Source organism: Amycolatopsis sp. 2-15, from assembly GCF_030285625.1.
Classification (GTDB): Bacteria; Actinomycetota; Actinomycetes; order Mycobacteriales; family Pseudonocardiaceae; genus Amycolatopsis; species Amycolatopsis carbonis.
Map to the genome: position 1 here is coordinate 1,330,634 of NZ_CP127294.1, position 18,372 is coordinate 1,349,005.

General features: G+C 69.9%; 20 protein-coding genes and 1 tRNA gene. 10 read left to right on the forward strand and 11 right to left on the reverse strand.

Annotated features, from left to right (window positions below):
- Positions 1-99 precede the first annotated feature (99 nt).
- The 3 genes from QRX50_RS06625 to QRX50_RS06635 are packed head-to-tail and all read right to left on the reverse strand — an operon-like array spanning position 100 to position 2,832.
- Positions 100-1,152: an ABC transporter substrate-binding protein gene (locus QRX50_RS06625; protein ID WP_285971076.1), complete on the reverse strand. Its 1,053-nt coding sequence runs from the start codon at positions 1,150-1,152 to the stop codon at positions 100-102.
- Positions 1,152-1,973: an ABC transporter permease gene (locus QRX50_RS06630; protein ID WP_434533323.1), complete on the reverse strand. Its 822-nt coding sequence runs from the start codon at positions 1,971-1,973 to the stop codon at positions 1,152-1,154. Before QRX50_RS06630 ends, QRX50_RS06625 begins: the two co-directional genes overlap by 1 nt.
- Positions 1,974-2,025: 52 nt before the next feature.
- On the reverse strand, positions 2,026-2,832 hold the full coding sequence (locus QRX50_RS06635; protein WP_285971078.1) for an ABC transporter ATP-binding protein: 807 nt from the start codon (positions 2,830-2,832) through the stop codon (positions 2,026-2,028).
- Positions 2,833-2,986: 154 nt separating this feature from the next.
- Here QRX50_RS06635 and QRX50_RS06640 point away from each other — a divergent pair, with 154 nt between their 5' ends.
- From QRX50_RS06640 to QRX50_RS06650, 3 genes are read left to right on the forward strand one after another with little or no spacing between them, the layout of a single operon-like run.
- The gene (locus tag QRX50_RS06640; protein ID WP_285971079.1) at positions 2,987-3,571 is read left to right on the forward strand and encodes a sensor histidine kinase; all 585 of its coding nucleotides are present in this window, start codon (positions 2,987-2,989) and stop codon (positions 3,569-3,571) included.
- Positions 3,572-3,579: 8 nt separating this feature from the next.
- Positions 3,580-4,596 carry a sensor histidine kinase gene (locus tag QRX50_RS06645; RefSeq protein ID WP_285971080.1) on the forward strand — a complete coding sequence of 339 codons (1,017 nt, stop codon included), beginning with the start codon at positions 3,580-3,582 and terminating at the stop codon, positions 4,594-4,596.
- Positions 4,593-5,249 carry a response regulator gene (locus QRX50_RS06650; RefSeq protein WP_285971081.1) on the forward strand — a complete coding sequence of 219 codons (657 nt, stop codon included), beginning with the start codon at positions 4,593-4,595 and terminating at the stop codon, positions 5,247-5,249. Before QRX50_RS06645 ends, QRX50_RS06650 begins: the two co-directional genes overlap by 4 nt.
- A gap of 28 nt (positions 5,250-5,277) precedes the next feature.
- Here the strand turns inward: QRX50_RS06650 and QRX50_RS06655 are convergent, their stop codons facing one another.
- Together QRX50_RS06655 and QRX50_RS06660 are read right to left on the reverse strand one after the other, a co-directional pair.
- Complete coding sequence (locus QRX50_RS06655; RefSeq protein ID WP_285971082.1) at positions 5,278-5,964, reverse strand: hypothetical protein; 687 nt, start codon at positions 5,962-5,964, stop codon at positions 5,278-5,280.
- Between the two features lie 138 nt (positions 5,965-6,102).
- Positions 6,103-6,936 carry an SDR family NAD(P)-dependent oxidoreductase gene (locus QRX50_RS06660; RefSeq protein WP_285974376.1) on the reverse strand — a complete coding sequence of 278 codons (834 nt, stop codon included), beginning with the start codon at positions 6,934-6,936 and terminating at the stop codon, positions 6,103-6,105.
- Positions 6,937-7,004: 68 nt separating this feature from the next.
- On the opposite strand from QRX50_RS06660, the gene QRX50_RS06665 reads away from it, so the two are divergent.
- Positions 7,005-7,757 (forward strand): trypsin-like serine peptidase, encoded by a 753-nt coding sequence (locus tag QRX50_RS06665; RefSeq protein ID WP_285971083.1) that lies wholly within the window; start codon positions 7,005-7,007, stop codon positions 7,755-7,757.
- 25 nt (positions 7,758-7,782) lie between these two features.
- Positions 7,783-8,010 carry an RNA-binding S4 domain-containing protein gene (locus QRX50_RS06670; protein ID WP_285971084.1) on the forward strand — a complete coding sequence of 76 codons (228 nt, stop codon included), beginning with the start codon at positions 7,783-7,785 and terminating at the stop codon, positions 8,008-8,010.
- On the opposite strand, the gene QRX50_RS06675 is transcribed toward QRX50_RS06670, so the two are convergent.
- Positions 8,007-8,966: an Ldh family oxidoreductase gene (locus QRX50_RS06675; RefSeq protein WP_285971085.1), complete on the reverse strand. Its 960-nt coding sequence runs from the start codon at positions 8,964-8,966 to the stop codon at positions 8,007-8,009. The genes QRX50_RS06670 and QRX50_RS06675 overlap by 4 nt on opposite strands.
- A 74-nt stretch (positions 8,967-9,040) precedes the next feature.
- Between QRX50_RS06675 and QRX50_RS06680 the strand changes: the two genes are divergently transcribed.
- Together QRX50_RS06680 and QRX50_RS06685 are read left to right on the forward strand one after the other, a co-directional pair.
- Positions 9,041-9,322 (forward strand): DUF2277 domain-containing protein, encoded by a 282-nt coding sequence (locus tag QRX50_RS06680; RefSeq protein WP_285971086.1) that lies wholly within the window; start codon positions 9,041-9,043, stop codon positions 9,320-9,322.
- A 126-nt stretch (positions 9,323-9,448) separates the two neighbouring features.
- The gene (locus QRX50_RS06685) at positions 9,449-10,522 is read left to right on the forward strand and encodes an alpha/beta hydrolase family protein (protein WP_285971087.1); all 1,074 of its coding nucleotides are present in this window, start codon (positions 9,449-9,451) and stop codon (positions 10,520-10,522) included.
- On the opposite strand, the gene QRX50_RS06690 is transcribed toward QRX50_RS06685, so the two are convergent.
- Positions 10,493-10,577, reverse strand: a tRNA-Ser gene (locus QRX50_RS06690). The genes QRX50_RS06685 and QRX50_RS06690 overlap by 30 nt on opposite strands.
- Positions 10,541-11,071 (reverse strand): MarR family winged helix-turn-helix transcriptional regulator, encoded by a 531-nt coding sequence (locus QRX50_RS06695; protein WP_285971088.1) that lies wholly within the window; start codon positions 11,069-11,071, stop codon positions 10,541-10,543. Before QRX50_RS06695 ends, QRX50_RS06690 begins: the two co-directional genes overlap by 37 nt.
- Positions 11,072-11,646: 575 nt before the next feature.
- On the opposite strand from QRX50_RS06695, the gene ypfJ reads away from it, so the two are divergent.
- On the forward strand, positions 11,647-12,579 hold the full coding sequence (gene ypfJ / locus QRX50_RS06700; protein ID WP_285971089.1) for a KPN_02809 family neutral zinc metallopeptidase: 933 nt from the start codon (positions 11,647-11,649) through the stop codon (positions 12,577-12,579).
- A gap of 64 nt (positions 12,580-12,643) precedes the next feature.
- On the opposite strand, the gene QRX50_RS06705 is transcribed toward ypfJ, so the two are convergent.
- Positions 12,644-14,140 carry a M28 family metallopeptidase gene (locus QRX50_RS06705; RefSeq protein ID WP_285971090.1) on the reverse strand — a complete coding sequence of 499 codons (1,497 nt, stop codon included), beginning with the start codon at positions 14,138-14,140 and terminating at the stop codon, positions 12,644-12,646.
- A gap of 84 nt (positions 14,141-14,224) precedes the next feature.
- On the opposite strand from QRX50_RS06705, the gene QRX50_RS06710 reads away from it, so the two are divergent.
- Positions 14,225-15,202 carry an NAD(P)H-quinone oxidoreductase gene (locus tag QRX50_RS06710; protein WP_285971091.1) on the forward strand — a complete coding sequence of 326 codons (978 nt, stop codon included), beginning with the start codon at positions 14,225-14,227 and terminating at the stop codon, positions 15,200-15,202.
- 27 nt (positions 15,203-15,229) lie between these two features.
- On the opposite strand, the gene QRX50_RS06715 is transcribed toward QRX50_RS06710, so the two are convergent.
- Positions 15,230-16,429 carry a cysteine desulfurase-like protein gene (locus QRX50_RS06715; RefSeq protein WP_220245647.1) on the reverse strand — a complete coding sequence of 400 codons (1,200 nt, stop codon included), beginning with the start codon at positions 16,427-16,429 and terminating at the stop codon, positions 15,230-15,232.
- 90 nt (positions 16,430-16,519) lie between these two features.
- On the opposite strand from QRX50_RS06715, the gene QRX50_RS06720 reads away from it, so the two are divergent.
- Positions 16,520-17,095, forward strand: coding sequence for a bacterial proteasome activator family protein (locus tag QRX50_RS06720; RefSeq protein ID WP_285971092.1), 576 nt, complete (start codon positions 16,520-16,522; stop codon positions 17,093-17,095).
- Between the two features lie 121 nt (positions 17,096-17,216).
- Here QRX50_RS06720 and QRX50_RS06725 read toward each other — a convergent pair whose 3' ends face one another.
- Positions 17,217-18,359, reverse strand: a complete 1,143-nt coding sequence (locus tag QRX50_RS06725; RefSeq protein ID WP_285971093.1) for an epoxide hydrolase family protein — start codon at positions 18,357-18,359, stop codon at positions 17,217-17,219.
- Positions 18,360-18,372 lie beyond the last annotated feature (13 nt).

Sequence of the window (18,372 nt, forward strand, 5' to 3'; positions counted from 1 at the left end):
TCCCTTCTGTGCACCGAAGTCCGTGACGGCCGCCCCGGGAAGGCGAGGCGGCCGCCACGGTGTGCCCGTCCTCCGCGCCGAAGGACGGACACGAGTGGACTACCGCGCCGAGCGCGTGAGCGCGGCGGCCACGAACTGGGTGGTGTAGGTCTTCGAGAGGTCGATCTGGTCCTTCTTCGGTTTCACGTTGCTCGACGACGCGCCGAGCACGTTGAGCACGTTCCGCGCCCCCGCCGGGTCCATGCGTCCGTCCGAAGTGAACATCGGCAGGCTGTCCTTGAGCGATTTCACGTACAACGCCTTGTCCCCGCCCGCGAACGACGGCGGCATCACGTCGGCGACCTGCTCCGCCGTGTGGTTCTTGAGCCACCGCAGCGAATCCACGTACGCGTTGGCCAGCTTCTGCACGATGTCCGGGTAGCGCTTCACGATCTCGCAGCTCATGTAGAGCGAGCTGGCCGGGTAGAGCCCGCCGAGCGCGGCGCGCGTGCCCTCCACCGTGCGCATGTCGTAGAGGATCTTGGCCTGGCCGGTGTTGGTGAGCTGCGCGATCGTCGGGTCGGTGGTCATGCCGGCGTCGATGGAACCCTGCTGCAGCGCGGAGATGAACGTCTGCCCGGCGCCGACCTTGACCGGCGTGTAGTCCTTACTATCGACACCGCCGCGGCTCGCGAGCGCCTTGGTGAGGAAGTCCGTGGACGAACCCAGCGACGTCACGCCGAGGTTCTTGCCGCGGAAGTCCTTTCCGGACTGGATCTGCGGCGCCTTGGCCGACGCGACCATCTCGGCCTCACCCGGCACGTTCGAGAACTGCACCACGCTCGTGAGGCACTGCTCCTTGGCCTGGAGGTCGATCGTGTGGTCGTAGAACCCGACCACGGCCTGCACCTCGCCGGCCAGGAGCGACGTCTCCGCGTTCGCGCCCGACGGCTGGTCGAACAGCTCGACGTCGAGGCCCTGCTTCTGGTACTCGCCGAGCTGCTGCGCGAGCTGGCCCGGCAGGTAGATGACCTTGGAGATACCGCCGATCATGATCTTCAGGTGCGGTTTGCCGCCGCTGCCGAGGTCGATCTGGCGCGAGTCGCGGCACGCCGTGACCCCGGCGAGGGTGAGCAACGCGGTGGCGACCGCGAGTGTCCTTTTCAGACGCATCAGATCACCGCGCCGGCCTGGGTGGTGATCTGCGGGCGCCAGCGCAGCAGCCGCGATTCCGCCGTGCCGATGCCCCATTCCGCCAGCAGTGCGACGACGGTGACGATCAGCATGCCCGCGTAGACGCCGGCGGTGTCGAAGGTGCCCTGCGCATTGGCGATCAGAAAGCCCATGCCGGCCTTCGCGCCGGTGTACTCGCCGACGACCGCACCGATCAGCGCGAAACCGAACGCGACGTGCAGCGAAGAGAGGATCCACGACGTCGCGCTCGGCAGCACGATCGAGCGCAGCACGGCCCAGCGCGAAGCACCGAGGATGCGGGCGTTGTCGATCAGGTTGCGGTCGACCTCGCGGGCGCCGGTGAAGGCGTTGAAGAACACCGCGAAGAACACGAGCACCACGACCGTCGCGACCTTCGACGACATGCCGAGGCCGAACCAGATCACGAACAGCGCCGCGAGCACGATGCGTGGCAAAGCGTTGGCGGCCTTGATGAACGGGGCCAGCACGTCGGCGAGATACTGGCTGCGGCCCAGCACGACCCCGAATACCACGCCTAGGATCGCGCCGAGCACGAACCCGAGCACGGCTTCCTCGACCGTCACCAGGATCTGGTACCAGATGGAGCCGAAGTCGGTGCCGGTCGTGAACCACTCCACGAGCCGTTCCCAGATCTTCGACGGCATCGAGTAGAAGAACGGGTCGATCCAGTAGCGGCCGGCGAGCTCCCAGCTGCCGAGCCACACCACGACGATCGCCAGGCGCAGCAACCAGATGTTGCGCCGGCGCGCCTTGGTTTTGAGCTTCTGGCGCGCGATGATGCTCGCTTCGTTTTCGATCCGCGGGTTCGGGTTGGACGGCGGGACGATCAGATCAAGCGACACTGGTCGCCCCCTTCTGGCGGGCCTTGTCGACCTCGCCGCGCAGCGATTCCCAGATGTCGGAGTAGATCGAGCGGAACTCCTCGGTGAGGCGCAGGTCCTCGACCTTGCGCGGGCGCTCCAGCGGGATCTCGAAGACGTCCTTCACCGTGGCCGGGCTCGTGGTCAGGACCACGACCTTGTCGGCGAGCGCGATGGCCTCGTCGAGGTCGTGCGTCACGAAGATCACCGCGGCGCCGGAACCGGACCACAGGCGCAGCAGCTCGTCCTGCATGAGGGCGCGGGTCTGCACGTCGAGCGCGGAGAACGGCTCGTCCATCAGCAGGATCTTCGGGTCGGTGACCAGTGTCTGCGCGAGGGCGACGCGCTTGCGCATGCCGCCGGAAAGCTGGTGCGGGTAGTACTTCTCGAAGCCTTCGAGCCCCACTCGGCCGATCCAGTCGCGGGCCTTTTCGCGAGCGTCCGCTTTGGACACTCCGCGGAAGCGCGGGCCGGAGGCGACGTTGTCGAGCACCGAGCGCCACGGCATCACGGCGTCGGTCTGGAACATGTAGCCGACACCGTCCGGAATGGACCGCACCTCGGCGCCGTTCACGCGGACGCTGCCGGCCGACGCGGGCTGCAGGCCGCTGACCAGGGACAACGTGGTCGACTTGCCGCAGCCGGTGGGACCGACGACCGCGACGAACTCGCCCGGCTGCACGGTCATGGTCAGGTCGCGGACCGCGGTGTGCACGGATCCGGAGCCGCTGGGGAACCTCTTGGTCGCGTGCTCGAGTTCGATGAGGGGTGGCGCCATCGTGGTGACTCCTTCGTCACGGTGGGGACTGCGACGCAGGTTAAGTGCGCATCAAGAGCCCGGGAAGCTTGTCGACGTTCTGCGTGCGCTCTGCTCGTTCTCCACGTTTTGCTCATTTCGCGCACGGCCCTGAGCTGGAGGTATGTTGCCTGGCATGCCGAAGTGGGCGTTGTTCGAACGCATGCGGTTCACCCGCCAGGTCCTGCTGTTGCAGATCGGGGTGGTGGTGCTGGTGGTGGGGCTCGGCGTCGCGCTCGTGACTTGGCTCCTGCGCACGACAACGGCCGAGCAGTACGGCCAGCGGGCTCTGGCGATCGCGAAGTCAGTCGCGGTTGATCCGGACGTGGTCGAAGCCGCGGCGGCCCGCAAACAAGGCGGACCGCTGGAACAGCTGGTGCTGGACACCGTTGACACCAACGACGCGCTTTTCGTGGTGATCACCGACGATCGTGGGATCCGCCTGGCGCACCCCACGCCGGGGCTGATCGGGCAAAAGGTGAGTACCTCCGCCGACGAGGCTCTGGCCGGGAACGACGTGGTCAGCGCAGTTCAGCGCGGCAAGCTCGGTGTTTCGGTGCGCAGCAAAACGCCGATCTGGCAGGGTTCACGAGTTGTTGGCGAAGTAAGCGTCGGCTTCGATGTGGACGAACTGACCAGCGACTTCAACCGGTTGCTGGTGCTGACCCTGGGCTTCGCCGGTTTCGCGCTATTGCTTGGGCCGGCGCCTCAGCGCTGCTGAACCGCCGGTTGCGCCGGGTCACCCACGGGCTCGAACCGCATGAACTGACCGAACTGCTCTACGAGCGCGAAGCGGTGCTGCACGGCATCAGCGAGGGAGTGCTCGCGGTGGACGCGCGAGGGCGGGTCACCGTGCGCAATGAGGAGGCCGCGCGCCTGCTCGACACGGAACTGCCGGTGGGTGCCGACCTGGCCGACCTCGACCTTTCTCCGCGGCTGCACAGAGCGGTAGCCGAGGGCCTGCCGGTGGACAATCTCCTTGCCGTGGCAGGAAATCGTGTGCTGGTGATGAACTCGCGTGCGGTGCGGCGGGAGGATCGGGCGCTGGGGACCGTGTTGACGTTCCGCGACCGCACCGACCTCGACACGCTCAGCCGTGAGCTCGACGGCATCCGCTCACTGTCCGACGGCCTGCGCGCGCAGCGGCACGAGTTCGCGAACCGGCTGCACACGTTGTCGGGGTTGTTGCAGCTCGGGCACCACACCGAGGCCGAGGAGTACCTGCAGACGCTGACCGAGACGACGACGGCGCGCTCGGCGCCGCTGGGTGGTGACGCGGTGCGCGACCCGTACCTGCAGGCGTTGCTGGTGGCGAAATCCGAACAGGGGCTGGAAAAGGGCGTGGAGCTCAAGCTGGCGGACGACTCGTTCGTACGCGGCTCGGTGACCGACCCCGTCGCGACGGGGACCGTGATCGGCAACCTCGTGGACAACGCCCTGCACGCCGCCCGCATGGGGCCGCGGCGGCCGGCGACGGTGGAGGTCGGGCTGTTCGCGGAGGGTGCGGCATTGCATGTGTCCGTTGTGGACAGTGGCCTGGGTGTGCCGGAGCCGTTGCGTGACACACTGTTCGACGAAGGCGTGTCGACGAAACTCACGCCCGGCCACGGGCTGGGCCTCGCCCTCGCGCACCAGGCGGCCGGCGCTCGCGGCGGGGACGTCTGGCTCGCCGACGCCGGCGGCGAGGCGGCGGGCGCCCTGTTCGTCGCGAAACTGCCCGATCTGCTCGTGGAGGCTTCGGAATGATCCGCACGTTGATCGTCGACGACGACTTCCGCGTGGCGGGCGTCCACGCGGGGTTCGTGGCGGAGGTGCCGGGCTTCACCGTCGCGGGCATCGCGCATACCGCCGCGGAGGCGCGCGCTCGCGTGCGCGAGCTGACGCCGGATCTCGTGCTGCTCGACGTTTACCTGCCCGACGAGCCCGGCCTGTCCGTTCTCCCGGACCTCGCCACGGACACCATCGTCCTCTCCGCCGCGACCGACGCGGCGTCCATCACCGCCGCCATCCGCGCCGGCGCCCTGAACTACCTGATCAAGCCCTTCACTACGCGCCAGCTGGCCGAACGGCTCACGGCGTACGCCCGCTTTCGCACTCAGGTGACCACCGAGCGCCCCTTCACCCAGGACGACGTCGACCGCGCCTACCGCGCCCTGCACGACCAAGACCGCGCGACCACCCCGAAGGGCCAGTCCACCACGACGGCCCGGCTGGTCTCGGAGCAACTGCGAACGTCGGGCGCGCCCCTGTCGGCCGCGGAGGTCGCAGGCGAGCTCGGCATGGCGCGCGCCACGGCTCAGCGCTACCTCACCGCGTTGGCCGACTCGGGCGCGGTGGAAATGCGCCTCCGCTACGGCGCGACGGGGCGCCCGGAACACGAATACGTCTGGATCGGCTGACCCCGACTGGAGAGAAGGAAACCGCTGGTCAGCGACGCGACATCCGGTCCGCCAGGTCGATCCACGGCTGCCACTGCGACATGTACTGGTCGAACTTCGTGGCGGCCGGCGACTTGGCCGGGGTGGACTTGGTGTCGGAGCGGAGGTCTTCGTCGTCCGGGGTGGAGGTGGGGCGGTGGTCGGAGCCGCTGCCGGAGGTTCGGGGAGTGGTGGGACGGCTGGCGACGTGCTGTTTCGCGGGGGTGGCGGCCTTGTGGTCGGGGACCGGGACGTACACGGTCACCGGGGCGGCCGGGGGCGCGACGGGCGCGGCAGGCGTCGAGGCGGGAGCCGGAGGGGCCGCCGGGGCGACGAGTTCGTGCTGGTCGGTCGGGACGGCGACGTCGTCGGTGGTGCGGCCGATGAAAGAGCCCGAGAACAGGCCGCCGGCAAACCAGCCGAGGGCGAGCAGGGCCAGGGCCGCGGTGCCGGCAACCCAGCCGCGCGTGCGGCGGCGGGCGACGGCGCGCGGGCGCAAAGGAGCAGTGGCGAGAGGCGCGAGCACGGTGGCGCTGGCCCCGTCGCCGGCGATGGGCAGGAGGGCGGGCACCACGGGGATCGGCTGGGTGTCCTCCGGGCTGCGGCGCCCGCGCGGCACGCTCGCCGCGAGGATGCCCGTGCGGTCGAGCAGCTCATCGGCGGGCGAGGTCGCGCGTCGCTCGGCGGTGCGCAGCATGGGAGGTACCTCCGGGGTACGGGCACTCGGATGGACGTCAGCATTCTGATGCATTTCCGACGGGTTTGTCAGAAAGGCAACTCCATTGGGTGACGGCAACTATAAGCGCCGGCCGAACTCCCGCACGTCGGGCGTGATTCAGTTCTTGCCCATCCGTTTGAAGCCGAGCCGCGCCATAGTCGCGAGCGGCCGCTGATACGCCGACCCGAGCACGCGCGGGATGGCGTCGATGACGTACGCGTCGGGTCCGATGAGGATCCTGGCCGACCGCCGTTCCACCCCGCGGATGATCGTTTCGGCGGCCTTCTTCGGTGTGGTCAGGGCAATTTTCTCGAAGCCCGCCGCCGCGGCCTCCTGGTCGCCGTCGCCGCCGCCGCGCGCGTGGCGGGCGATGTTGGTCTTGATGCCGCCCGGGTGCACGCAGCTCACAGCCACCGGATGACGCGCCGCAAGCATTTCTTCCCGCAACGCCTCGGTGAATCCGCGAACGGCGAACTTCGCCGCGTTGTACGCACTCTGAGTGGGCACACCGACGAATCCGAACACGCTCGAAATGTTCACCAGGTGTCCGTCGCCGGAGCCGATGAGGTGCGGCAGGAACGCTTTGGTCCCGTTGACGACACCACCGAGGTTGATTCCCATCAGCCAGTCGTAGTCCTCGAACGTCATGTCCTCCACGGTGGCGCCCAGCGCGACACCCGCGTTGTTGACCACGACGTTGACCCGGCCGAACGCACTGGCCACCTCGTCCGCGTGCGCGAGCACGGCGGCACGGTCGGAGACGTCGAGCGAGTAGCCCCGCACGTCCGCACCCTGAGCCTTCGCCGCCTCGACCGTGCTCTCCAGGCCCTCGGCGTCCACATCGGACAGTGCCAGGCGCGCGCCGCGCAGGCCCAGCCCGAGCGCGAGCGCGCGGCCGATGCCCGAGCCCGCTCCGGTGATGACCGCGACCTTGTCGGTGAACTCCTTCATCGCCGCTCCCCTCGTCCGGTGCTCCAGGTTTTGGATACTAGTGGCGGGAGCGATCTTCGGGAGGATGGATGCGGCGGGCACCGGTGGTGCTCGCGCTGGGCGCGGTCGTGCTGCTCGGCGCGACGGGGACCGTCGTGGCCATCGCCGGACACCGCGTGTCACCAGCGCAAACGCCCGCGCGGCCCGACGACGCGGCCGTCGGCGCGCTGTTCCTCGACGGCTCCCACTACTGCACCGCGAGCGTCGTCCACAGCGACCGCGGCGACGAGCTCCTCACCGCCGCCCACTGCCTCCACGATGGTGCGGGCGGCACGTACTTCACCGGCGTCACCTTCGCCCCCGGCTTCCACGACGGCGTGGCCCCCTTCGGCTTCTGGGCCGTCCGCGACGAGCTCGTGGCTCAAGGCTGGGCCGGCGACTCCGACCCCGACCTCGACGTCGGCTTCGCCACCGCGCACCAGACTGGCGCGAGCGGACCGCTCGAGACCGTGACGGGCGCGAACCGGCTCGGCACGAACGGTCCGTTCGCGCGCGCCGTGACGGTCACCGGCTACCCCGACGGCTCCGACGTCCCCGCCGTCTGCACCACGACCACGTCGAAGCAGGACACCTTCCAGCTGCGCGTGGACTGCGGCGGCTTCGCCACCGGTACCAGCGGCGGCCCGTTCGTGGCCGACGCCGACCCGCACACGAAGCTCGGCACCGTCGTCGGCGTGGTCGGCGGCTTCGAGACCGGCGGCGACACCGACGACGTGTCGTACTCCAGCTACTTCGACGACGACGTCACCGCGCTGTACCGGCAAGCCACTTCGCGCCCGTGAGCGCCGATGGCGGATGATGCGGCGTATGAGCGAGCCCGTGCGTGACGTGCCCATCACCGGCGAACCGATCCGGCTCGGCCAGTTCCTGAAGCTGGCCGGCCTCGCCGAGGACGGCGCCCACGCCAAGGACCTCATCGAGAACGAAGAGGTCACCGTGAACGACGAGGTCGAGACCCGCCGCGGCCGCCAGCTCTCCGACGGCGACGTGGTGGCCGTCGGTGGCGACCGCGGACGGGTGACGCTCGCGCGCTAGCCCATGCTGGTCATCGGCGGCAGGCCCAGCCCGAGCGCCAGCGAATCGAGCTGACGCCGCACCGGCGCGCTGAGCGGGACGCCGAGCGCGCGACATTGTTCGAGGTACTGGGCCTCGCGCCAGCCCGGGTAGCGGATCGGCTTGCCGCCTTCCCAGCCGAGCATGCTGCCGAACAACGCGCTGGCCGCGCGGTAGAAGCCGTCGGCGCTGCGCAGCGTCGTGGGCGCGATTGCCAGCACGAGCAGGCCCGTGTCGTTCTCGTGGTCGGCGACGCCGGAGAGCACGCCCGCCAGCACGTCCACGAGCAGCGCGAAGCCCGCGAACTGCGGGTTGCGCGAGGCGTCGCCCAGGTCGACGTCGAGCACGAACTCCGGGTAGGCGCCGGCAGGCGCGGCCATGCCGAGCGGGTGGCCCGCGCCGACCTCGCCGGCGGCCATCACCAGGCCGATCATCCCGTGGGGCAACGCGCGCGCGGCGTAGTGCCCGACGCGACCGAACGGCCCCACGCCCCGCATCGAAATCAGCCCGACGCCGAAGCGCCCGGCCCGCGTCACGGCGCGGTCCATCGCGTCGCCGACGGCCCACAGGCCCGTCGCTCGGCGATAGTCGATCAGCGCGGCGGCACCGCGGTCGGCGATCATCAACGGCTCGGCGCGCGGGGCGACCTCACCGTTTTCCAAAGCGGGCAGGTGAATTCGCAGCAACTCCACGACGCCGGTGTCGGGCGATCCCGTGAGATCGCCGTGGCACAAGGCTTCCGCGGCCATTCGCGCGCGATCGTCGGCAAAATCGTGTGCCACGAGAATCGAGGAAACGAGCGTGACCAGTTCATCGGCGGGCACGCGCTGCCAGACCTGTTCGGGAATCGGTGTGTCTTCAGGGACTTCTTGAGTGGCGGCGGGGCGGGCGGGACGCAGCGAACGTGGTCTGAGGGGCACTTCATCGAGACTGCCCAAGCGCGTCTGGCGGAGTCAACGAGGATGGCCCGACAGTGTGATGAGGGCTCCCAAAGGGACGTACCCTGTCACGCATGTGCCGAAACATCACGACGCTGCGCGGACTCCAACCGTCCGCGACAACCGAAGAGATCGAAGCGGCAGCACGCCAGTACGTCCGCAAGGTGACCGGTGTGCAGTCGCTTTCGGACGCCACGCGCGACCCGTTCGAGGCGGCCGTGGCGGAAATCGCGACGATCACCGCGCGGCTGCTGGACGAGCTCCCGGACCGCCGCCAGCCCCCGGCGACCGTGCCGCCGCTGCGCCGCCCGGAAGTGCGGGCGCGGATGGCGTTGAAGGAACTGAAGAAGCCCTGACTCCGCCTGGGAACGCTTGCGGCGTTCGCGGTGCGACCTGCGGGTCCGCCAGGGTGACAGGTTCAGGGTCGGACTCGGGGACGTTCCTGATCCGCGCGGGCCGGCTGTCTCCCTAGCGTCGGTGGCATGCGTAAAAGATCCCTGATCGCCGTTTTCGTCGCCGCGCTGTGCTTACTCGGCTCTGTCTCTGCGACGGCGGCCTCCGCGACGGCCACCCCGCGGCTGCACCTGCCCGCGCCGACCGGGCGCTACGCCGTCGGCACGCAGGACCGCTACCTCGTGGACCGGACGCGCGAAGACCCGTGGGCCGGCGGCCCACGCGAACTGATGATCACGCTCACCTACCCGGCGCTGCCCGGCGGACGACCGGCGCCGTACCTGCCCGGCGGCATCGCCGCGGCCGTGAACGCGCAGGCCGGCTCGGCCCTGGGCGCCGGTCCGTTCGACTTCGGCTTCACGACGCCCGCCCGCGCGGGCGCGCCGATGCTGCCCGGCCGGCACCCCGTGCTCCTCTACTCACCCGGCGCGCAGAGCTCGCGCCTGCTCGGCACCGTGCTGGTCGAACAGCTGGCCAGCGAGGGTTACGTCGTGGTCAGCCTCGACCACACCCACGACGCGCTCGCAGTCGACCTGCCCGGCGGACGCGTCGAGCCGAGCACGCTGCCGCCTTCCTCGGAGGAGGTGAACCGGAAGCTGATCGCGACCCGCGTGGCCGACGTGGAGTTCGTGCTGGACCGGCTGGGGCTCGATCGGGTCGGCATGTTCGGCCACTCCGCCGGCGGCTTCACCGCGGCCGAGGTCATGGCCGCCGACCCGCGTGTGGTGGCCGGCGCGAACCTCGACGGCAGCATGGTGTTCAACGCGGCCGCGGGCCGCTTCGGCCGAGCCGCGACCGAGGGGCTGGACCGGCCGTTCCTGCTGATGAGCGCGGGTGACCACAGCAGCGCGACCGACCCTTCGTGGGCTTCGTTCGCCAGCACCCAGCGGGGCCCGCTCGTCGACATCCACGAGCCTGCGGGCGAGCACGGCTCGTTCACCGACTACGAAGCGTGGCTGCCGCAACTCGGCGCCGACCCGGCGAAAGTCCGCGCCGTGATCGGCGACGTGGACCCGGAGACCATGCTGCGCAAGGAAAAAGCCGCACTCAGCGGCTTTTTCGACTCGCACTTGCGGAAGCGGAGGGATTTGAACCCCCGGTAGGTTTCCCTACGGACGCTTTCAAGGCGTCTGCATTCGGCCGCTCTGCCACGCTTCCCTGTCGGTCAGGGTATCGCGCCGGTTGTCCAGGTCGTCCAGGTGTTCGAGGACGCGGCCGAAGACCGCGCCGACCGTGGACTGTTCCTCGGGGGTGAGCAGGTCGATGAGGTGCTCGCGGGCGCCGCGCACGTGGGTGGGGGCGGCGGCGTCGAGCAGGGCCTGGCCGGCCCCGGTGAGCTCGGTGATGACACCGCGCTTGTCGTCCGGGTCGGGGCCGCGCCGGACGAGGCCGCCGACCTCCAGCTTGCTGATCTGGTGCGACAGGCGGCTCTTCGTGGAGCCCAGCTGGTAGGCGAGCTCGGACATCCGGACGCGTTTGTCGGGGTAAATGGCGAGGCAGACGAGCACCTCATAATCCGCGAGCGAGACCCCGTGAGCCTCGGTGAGCTCGCGGTGCAGGCGCTGACGCAGCCGAAGCGAGGCGACGATGTACATCTGCCACGCCTGCTGCTCGACGCCGGTCAGCCAGCGCGAGGCCTGCTCGTCGGTCATCGCAAAAGGGTAGAAGGCGGGTCGACCTGCTGCGCGTCCTGGCACCAGGTCGAGACCCAACCGACGGGTCAGGTGAAAAACTCGGGAAGCTTCCCTCGAAGGTGGGTTACGAAACGGTTGAGACTCGGGCCGAAGAAGCGCATTCTACTTGTCAGCGGATGGGCTGATCGGGTATTAGGCGGGCCGCCAGGGCACCGTCGAACCGACCTCCCACCGGGAAGGCCAGGTGGTTGCATGGCAGGTGATTCCCGCGGTTGACCGCCCGCTGTGTCCCCGCGGCCGGCACGGCCTGAATACGGACCGGTCGCGACTGTGAACAGCACGAGTGGGCATCTACGGTGCGCTCGGCATTCTTCTCGCGCATCCGGCGTCGATCTGGCGTTGTTCTCTCCTCGCGGCCTCGGCACCGCGACGGCACCGCCGGACGCCGGCCCGGCCGGTGGCCAACCGCCGTCAACAGAAGAACCTCGGTAGTTCCTGGGTGCGGCCCGCAGCGCATGGGCCGCACCCAGGCTTGTGTCCGGGGTACGGCCCGCAGACAGGCTTCTGTCCGGGTCGCCCGTTACGCTGCCGCTGTGCAATTCGACGACGACGCGGGGCTGGACACGTCGGAGGTCCAGGACCTCCGCGGCAGCGGTGGTGGCGGCGGTGGCATCGGCGGCCGCGTGGCGATCGGGGGCGGCGGGATCGGCGTGGTGGGCCTGATCATCTACTTCCTGATCTCGCAGTTCGGCGGGGCGAGCCTCGGAACCAACAGCGCGTCGAGCGGGCTGGGGCTCGACAACGTGGGCTCCGGACAGCAGCTGGAAAGCACCACGCTCTCGCAGAAGTGCCACACCGGCGCGGACGCGAACCGCGACCACGACTGCGCGATCGTCGCGATCATCAACTCCGTGCAGGACTACTGGTCGCAGGAGTTCGCGCGCAGCGGCCAGACCTACCGCAAGGCGCCGACGCGCTTCTTCACCGGCGGTGTGCGCACGGGCTGCGGCAGCGCGACGTCGGACACCGGCCCGTTCTACTGCCCCGCCGACTCCGACGTGTACATCGACCTCTCGTTCTTCGACGAGCTCAAGACCCGCTTCGGCGCGCAGGGCGGGCTGTTCACCGAGGCGTACGTGCTGGCCCACGAATACGGCCACCACGTGCAGAACCTCACCGGCACGTCCCAGCGCGGCACCGGCACCGGGCCGACGTCGGGCTCCGTCCGCCTCGAGCTCCAGGCCGACTGCTACGCCGGCGTCTGGGCCAACCACGCCTCCACGACGCCGACGGAATCCGGCAAACCGCTGGTCCAGAACATCACGCAGGACGACATCGCCAGCGCCCTCGACACGGCATCCCGCATCGGCGACGACTACATCCAGACGAAGCTCGGCAGCGGGCAGGCGGACCCGTCGAGCTTCACGCACGGGACGTCGGCGCAGCGGGAGAAGTGGTTCACCACCGGCTTCACCTCGGGTCAGCCCGCGCGCTGCAACACCTTCAGCACCAACAACCTGGGCTGACAGCGCCCCAATGCGGCGTTCGGTGCGTTGAGCGCAACGAACGCCACATTGGGGCGCTTGGAGCCTAAGCGGCCGCCGTGTCTCCGGCGGCGGCGAGCTTGTGCGCGGAGTGCTTCTTCGCCGCCTTGCCCGGCTTGCCCGGCGCGACGCCGTTCACCGACTCCGTGCTGGTCGCGTACACGCCCAGCGCCCACGCGAGCCCGTCGGCGTTGCGGTCGAGGGCGACGCGGTCGACATTGCCCAGGTTGTCGCACGCCTGGTGGTAACACGGGTCGAACGCGATGCCCGCCGTGCCGCCCCACTTCGCGGCCTGGGCCTCGGTCTTGAGCACCTCGGCGCCGGTGTCGAGGCCGCCCGCCGGGATGCCGACGGCGATGAACTCGCCGTAGTCCGAGCGGCCCGTGAAGTCGGTGCCCTCGACGGCGACGCCGCGGCCCGTCAGGTAGTCGACGAAGGTCTTCTCGATCTGCGCCGAACCGTACGGGCCGGGGCCGGCGCCGACGTGGTCGGAATCGTCGCCGTCGTAGGCGAAGTAGCCGGCGTTGGGCGAGCCGATCATGTCGAAGTTGAGGTACAGCGCGAGGTCGAGCTGCTGCTCGAAGCTCAGCGAATCGACGTAGTGAGTGGACCCGACGAGCCCGAACTCCTCGGCACTCCAGAAGCCGAAGCGCACAGCGTTGTTCACCTTCGGCTTCGCGCCCAGCTGCAGCGCGGTTTCGAGCAGAGCCGCGGAGCCCGTGCCGTTGTCGTTGATCCCCGGGCCCGCCGGGACGCTGTCGAGGTGCGAGCCGAGCATCACGACGTTGTCCTTGCGACCGGTCTTCGTCTCGGCGATCACGTTGTAGCTGGTGCGTGCCTCCTGGAAGGTGCGCAGCTCCAGCTGCACGGTGGCGCCGTCCTTCGCGGCGAGCGCCTGGCCGTCGGCCTGGGACAGGCCGCCGGTGGGGATACGCGCGTCGGCCGGGGTGCCGAGTGTCCCGTTGAGCGGGCCGGGTTCGTTGTTGGAGATGAGCGCGCCGATCGCCCCCGCGTCGGCCGCGGCCTGCTGCTTCTGCGCGAACGGGCACGCACCGCGCGGCACGAGCACGATCTTGCCGGTCACGCCGGTGTAGTCGCTCGCTTCGCAGCCCGGGGTGGCGTCGGCGGGGACCACGGCGAGCTGCGCGGTGATGCCCCCGACCGGCGTCGACGGCGTGTACTCCATCGCGATCACGGGCACGCCGGCACCGTCGACGGTGAGCGTTTCGGCGAGGGTTTCGTTGTAGGTGAAGGGGAACTCCTGCCGCGTGACGCTGAAGCCCGCGGCTTCGAGCTTGCCGGCGATGTACTCGGCGGACTTCTTGTGCCCGTCGGTGCTCGCCGCGCGTGTGCCGCCGTTGGCGTCGGCGATGCGTTGCAACGCGATCAGGTGCCGGTTGACGCCGTCGAGGGTCACCTTCTTCGTCAGCTGCTTCGCGAGGTCGTCGCTCTTCGCGGCCACGGCCGGGGTGGTGCCCAGCGCCAGGGTCGCGCAGGCCGCCAGGATCACCGGCGGGATGAGTCTTTTACGGGTGAATGACATGTTTGCTCACCTTTGTGCCCTGTGTCCGGAACGTCAATGCGGCATTCGGCGGAGACCCGCGAGGTGGGGGATACAGTCGGGCGCATGTACGCGATCACGACCCGCGAACCCGGCGGTCCCGAGGTTCTCGAGTGGACCGAAGTCCCCGACCCCAGCCCCGGCCCCGGTGAAGTGCTGCTCGACGTGGCCGCCAGCGCGGTCAACCGAGCGGACCTGCTGCAGCGCCAGGGCAACTATCCGCCGCCGCCCGGGTCGAGCGGGACGATCGGCCTCGAGTGCTCCGGCACGATCGCGGAGCTGGGCGAGGGCGTCGAAGGCTGGCAGGTCGGCGACGAGGTGTGTGCGCTGCTCGCGGGCGGTGGCTACGCCGAGCGCGTGGTCGTGCCTGCCGGCCAGCTGCTGCCCGTGCCCGGCGAGGTCGAGCTGCTCGCGGCGGCCGGGCTGCCGGAGGTCGCGTGCACGGTGTGGGCCAACGTCGTGATGCACGCGAAGCTCACCGAAGGCCAGACGCTGCTGGTCCACGGTGGCGCGGGCGGCATCGGCACCCACGCGATCCAGGTGGGCAAGGCGCTGGGCGCGACGGTCGCCGTCACCGCGGGTTCGCCCGAGCGGCTCGAACGCTGCCGCCAGCTCGGCGCCGACATCACGATCAACTACAAGGAGCAGGACTTCGTCGAGGTGCTGCGCGCCGAGACCAAGGGCGCCGACGTCATCCTCGACAACATGGGCGCGAAGTACCTGCAGCGCAACGTCGACGCGCTGCGCACCGACGGCCGGCTCGTGATCATCGGCATGCAGGGCGGGGTCAAGGGCGAGCTGAACATCGGCAGCCTGCTGGGCAAGCGCGCGAGCGTTTTCGCCGCCGGGCTGCGGTTCCGTCCGCTGGACCAGAAGGCCGCCATCGTCGCCGACGTGCGTGAACGCCTGTGGCCGCTGGTCGAGGACGGTTCCGTGAAGCCGATCATCGGCCAGGTCGTGCCGATGGCCGAGGCGGCTTCGGCGCACCGCATGCTCGAAGAGGGCTCGGTGTTCGGGAAGATCCTGCTGACCGCGAAGTCCTGAACCGGAGGGCTGCGCCGGCTTTTCCGGTCAGCGCAGCTCTTCCAGGACGCGCACCAGCTGGTTGATCTCGAAGACGTTGGAGTAGTGCGCGAGTCCGATGCGCACCGCTCCGCCCACCTCGCCGACGCCGAGCGACGCGAAGACGCCGGCCGATCCGTCGTCGGCGAAGGCGCAGAGGCCTTGCGACGCCAGGTACTCCGCGACTTCCGGTGATTTCTTGCCCTGCACGGCGAATGCGAGCGCGGGGATGCGGCGCATGGCGTCGCCGATCACCATCACGTGGCGCAGCGAGCGAAGCTCCGTGGACAGCTGCGCGAGCAGGCCCGCGTGGTACGACTTGGCGGAGCCGAGCGACGTCACGAGTCTTTCGCGGCGCGAGCCGGACGCGGCGTCGTCGAGACCGGCGAGGTAGTCGATCGACGCGACGAGGCCCGCGAGCAGCGGGTATGCGTGGGGGCCGAGCTCGAGGCGCGCGGCGCCGCGCGCGGCCGGGTCGAGCGAGGCGGACGGGATGCGTTCGAGCATCTCGGGGTCGCGGAACACGAGCGCGCCCACCGACGGGCCGCCCCACGCCTGCGCGGAGACGACCATGACGTCAGCGCCCAGCTCGGCGAGGTCGAGCGGCACGAAGGGGGCCGCGTACGTCGCGTCCACCACCACGAGCGCGCCGACGCGCTTGGCGAACTCGATGACGGTGGGAACGTCGGGGCGTGTGCCGACCGAGCCCGACGCGAGCGTGACCGTGACGGCTTTGGTGCGGGCGGACACGAGGTTCTCGTACTGCCACGCGGGCAGCTCGCACGTCTCGATGTCGATCTCGCCCCAGCGCACGACTGCGCCCACGCGCTTCGCGGCGCGCTGCCACGGCGCGAGGTTCGCCTCCTCGTCGAGCCGGGACACGACGACCTCGTCGCCGATCGTCCAGCGCTCGGCGAGCGCGTCGACGAGACGGCGCAGCATCACCGGCGCGCTCGGTCCGAGCACGACGGCGGCCGGGTCCGCCCCGACCAGATCTGCCACTGCCCGCCGGGCCGCGGTGACAATGCTCTCCGCGCGCTGAGAGGCCGGAAACGCTCCGCCCGGCCCGGACACCGGGGCACGCATGGCCGTCGAAACGGCCGAAGCGACCTGTTCCGGGACCAGCATTCCGGCGGCGCCGTCGAAGTGAATCCAGCCATCACCCAGCGCGGGGAACAACCCACGGATACGAGCGACGTCGAACGCCATGGTGACACCGTACGGACGTGCGGTTTAGCGGTTACCGCGGGGTTGGCTCATACGGCTACGCTCGGAGGCGACGCTGGCGTTTCTGATGGGATGGAGCATATGAGCGAGCCGAACTTCCGGCAGGCTTCCGACGCCGAATCGACCCCTCACGTGGTGGTCGTCGGCCCCGACGGGGTCCCGGTCGGCTCCCCCGCGCCTTCTCTTGAAGGCGACGAAGCCGTCGGCGAGCTGGTCGAAGAGCCGGCCAAGGTCATGCGCATCGGGACGATGATCAAGCAGCTCCTGGAGGAGGTCCGGGCCGCACCGCTGGACGACGCCAGCCGGAACCGGGTGCGCGAGATCCACCAGAACTCGGTGCGCGAGCTGCAGGAGGCCCTGGCGCCCGAGCTGCGCGAGGAGCTGCAGCGCTTGGTGCACCCGTTCACCGACGACTCGACTCCGTCGGACGCCGAGCTGCGGATCGCGCAGGCCCAGCTTGTGGGCTGGCTGGAGGGACTGTTCCACGGCATCCAGACGGCCCTGTTCGCCCAGCAGATGGCGGCCCGGGTCCAGCTGGAGCAGATGCGACGCGGGCTGCCGGCCGGGTCGTCGGGCGCGGTGATGCCGGGCGGTCCTGGTGGTGAGGGGCAGCGGCCCGGGATCAGTGGGACTGGGCAGTATCTCTGAGGTTGTGCCGGCTTTGAGTACGTGAGCCGACTGAGGTTTCGAGGGGACCCTTCGCGCGCTGGCTGTGGCGCGAACGGTCCCCTCGCACCGTTTCGGGGTGGCCGGACTCTTCGGGCGACGTTCAGAGGCTCCCGAAGAACTTCCGGATGTCGCCGATCAACGCGTCCGGCTCTTCGAGCGCCGGGAAGTGGCCGCCGCGCGGGAACTCCGACCAGTGGACGACGTTGTTCGCGCTCTCGGCCAGCGGTCGGACCGGCAGGCCGATGTCGTCGGGGAAGACGGCGACGCCCACCGGGACCGTGCAGTCGGGCAGCGGTGCGCCCCACGGGCCTTCCAAAGCGGCGTAGATCCGGGCCGACGAGTTGGCCGTGCCGGTGAACCAGTAGATCGACACGTCGGTGAGCAGATCGTCGCGGTCGATGAGGTCGTGGTCGGTGTTCGAGAAGGACCGGAATTTCTCCGCGATCCACGCCAGCTGGCCGGCCGGTGAGTCGGTGAGGCCGTACGCAAGCGTTTGCGGCTTGGTGGATTGGATCATCGCGTAGCCCGTGCCGGCGTACTGGAAAGCCCGCGACTTCTGCAGCGACCGCTCCGCCGTCGCCAGCTCGGCACCCGCCGGCCCGTCCAGATCCCCCTCCTCACGCGCGACGGCGGTGGGCAGCATCGTCACGTGCACGCCCAGCACCCGCGACGGGAACTGCACACCCAGCTCGCGGGAGATCAGGGCGCCCCAGTCGCCGCCGTGCGTGCCGAAGCGCTCGTAGCCGAGGCGCGTCATCAACGAAGCCCACGCCCGCGCCCCGCGCGCCGGCCCCCAGCCGCGGTCCTTCGTCGGCCCCGAGAACGCGAACCCGGGTATCGACGGCGCGACCACGTGGAACGCTTCCGCGGGGTCCCCGCCGTACGCCCGCGGGTCGGTCAGTGGCCCGATCACGTCCAGGAACTCGACGATCGACCCCGGCCAGCCGTGCGTCAGCAGCAGCGGCGTGGCCCCCTCCTCGGGCGAGCGGACGTGGAGGAAGTGCACGTTCGCGCCGTCGATGGTGGTCGTGAACTGCGGAAACGCGTTGATCCGCTCCTCGGCCGCCCGCCAGTCGAAACCCAGGCGCCAGTACTCCGCCAGCTCCTGCACGGCGTCCACCGGAATCCCCAGCTCCCACTCGACGCCCTCGGGCTGGTCCGGCCAGCGCGTGTGCGCGAGCCTCGCGTGGAGGTCGTCGAGGTCGGCCTGCGGAACGTGAACTCGGAACGGAGTGAGGTTCATGGACCCCACACTA

What these genes read in the sequence shown, in the direction of transcription:
- QRX50_RS06640 (WP_285971079.1), top strand. Translation starts at nt 2,987, where the DNA reads ATGCCGAAGTGGGCGTTGTTCGAACGCATGCGGTTCACCCGCCAGGTC.
- QRX50_RS06695 (WP_285971088.1), bottom strand. Translation starts at nt 11,071, where the DNA reads ATGACCGACGAGCAGGCCTCGCGCTGGCTGACCGGCGTCGAGCAGCAG.
- QRX50_RS06635 (WP_285971078.1), bottom strand. Translation starts at nt 2,832, where the DNA reads ATGGCGCCACCCCTCATCGAACTCGAGCACGCGACCAAGAGGTTCCCC.
- QRX50_RS06685 (WP_285971087.1), top strand. Translation starts at nt 9,449, where the DNA reads ATGCGTAAAAGATCCCTGATCGCCGTTTTCGTCGCCGCGCTGTGCTTA.
- QRX50_RS06665 (WP_285971083.1), top strand. Translation starts at nt 7,005, where the DNA reads ATGCGGCGGGCACCGGTGGTGCTCGCGCTGGGCGCGGTCGTGCTGCTC.
- QRX50_RS06725 (WP_285971093.1), bottom strand. Translation starts at nt 18,359, where the DNA reads ATGAACCTCACTCCGTTCCGAGTTCACGTTCCGCAGGCCGACCTCGAC.
- QRX50_RS06720 (WP_285971092.1), top strand. Translation starts at nt 16,520, where the DNA reads ATGGAGCATATGAGCGAGCCGAACTTCCGGCAGGCTTCCGACGCCGAA.
- QRX50_RS06670 (WP_285971084.1), top strand. Translation starts at nt 7,783, where the DNA reads ATGAGCGAGCCCGTGCGTGACGTGCCCATCACCGGCGAACCGATCCGG.
- QRX50_RS06715 (WP_220245647.1), bottom strand. Translation starts at nt 16,429, where the DNA reads ATGGCGTTCGACGTCGCTCGTATCCGTGGGTTGTTCCCCGCGCTGGGT.
- QRX50_RS06705 (WP_285971090.1), bottom strand. Translation starts at nt 14,140, where the DNA reads ATGTCATTCACCCGTAAAAGACTCATCCCGCCGGTGATCCTGGCGGCC.
- QRX50_RS06625 (WP_285971076.1), bottom strand. Translation starts at nt 1,152, where the DNA reads ATGCGTCTGAAAAGGACACTCGCGGTCGCCACCGCGTTGCTCACCCTC.
- QRX50_RS06650 (WP_285971081.1), top strand. Translation starts at nt 4,593, where the DNA reads ATGATCCGCACGTTGATCGTCGACGACGACTTCCGCGTGGCGGGCGTC.
- QRX50_RS06660 (WP_285974376.1), bottom strand. Translation starts at nt 6,936, where the DNA reads ATGAAGGAGTTCACCGACAAGGTCGCGGTCATCACCGGAGCGGGCTCG.
- QRX50_RS06655 (WP_285971082.1), bottom strand. Translation starts at nt 5,964, where the DNA reads ATGCTGCGCACCGCCGAGCGACGCGCGACCTCGCCCGCCGATGAGCTG.
- QRX50_RS06680 (WP_285971086.1), top strand. Translation starts at nt 9,041, where the DNA reads ATGTGCCGAAACATCACGACGCTGCGCGGACTCCAACCGTCCGCGACA.
- QRX50_RS06710 (WP_285971091.1), top strand. Translation starts at nt 14,225, where the DNA reads ATGTACGCGATCACGACCCGCGAACCCGGCGGTCCCGAGGTTCTCGAG.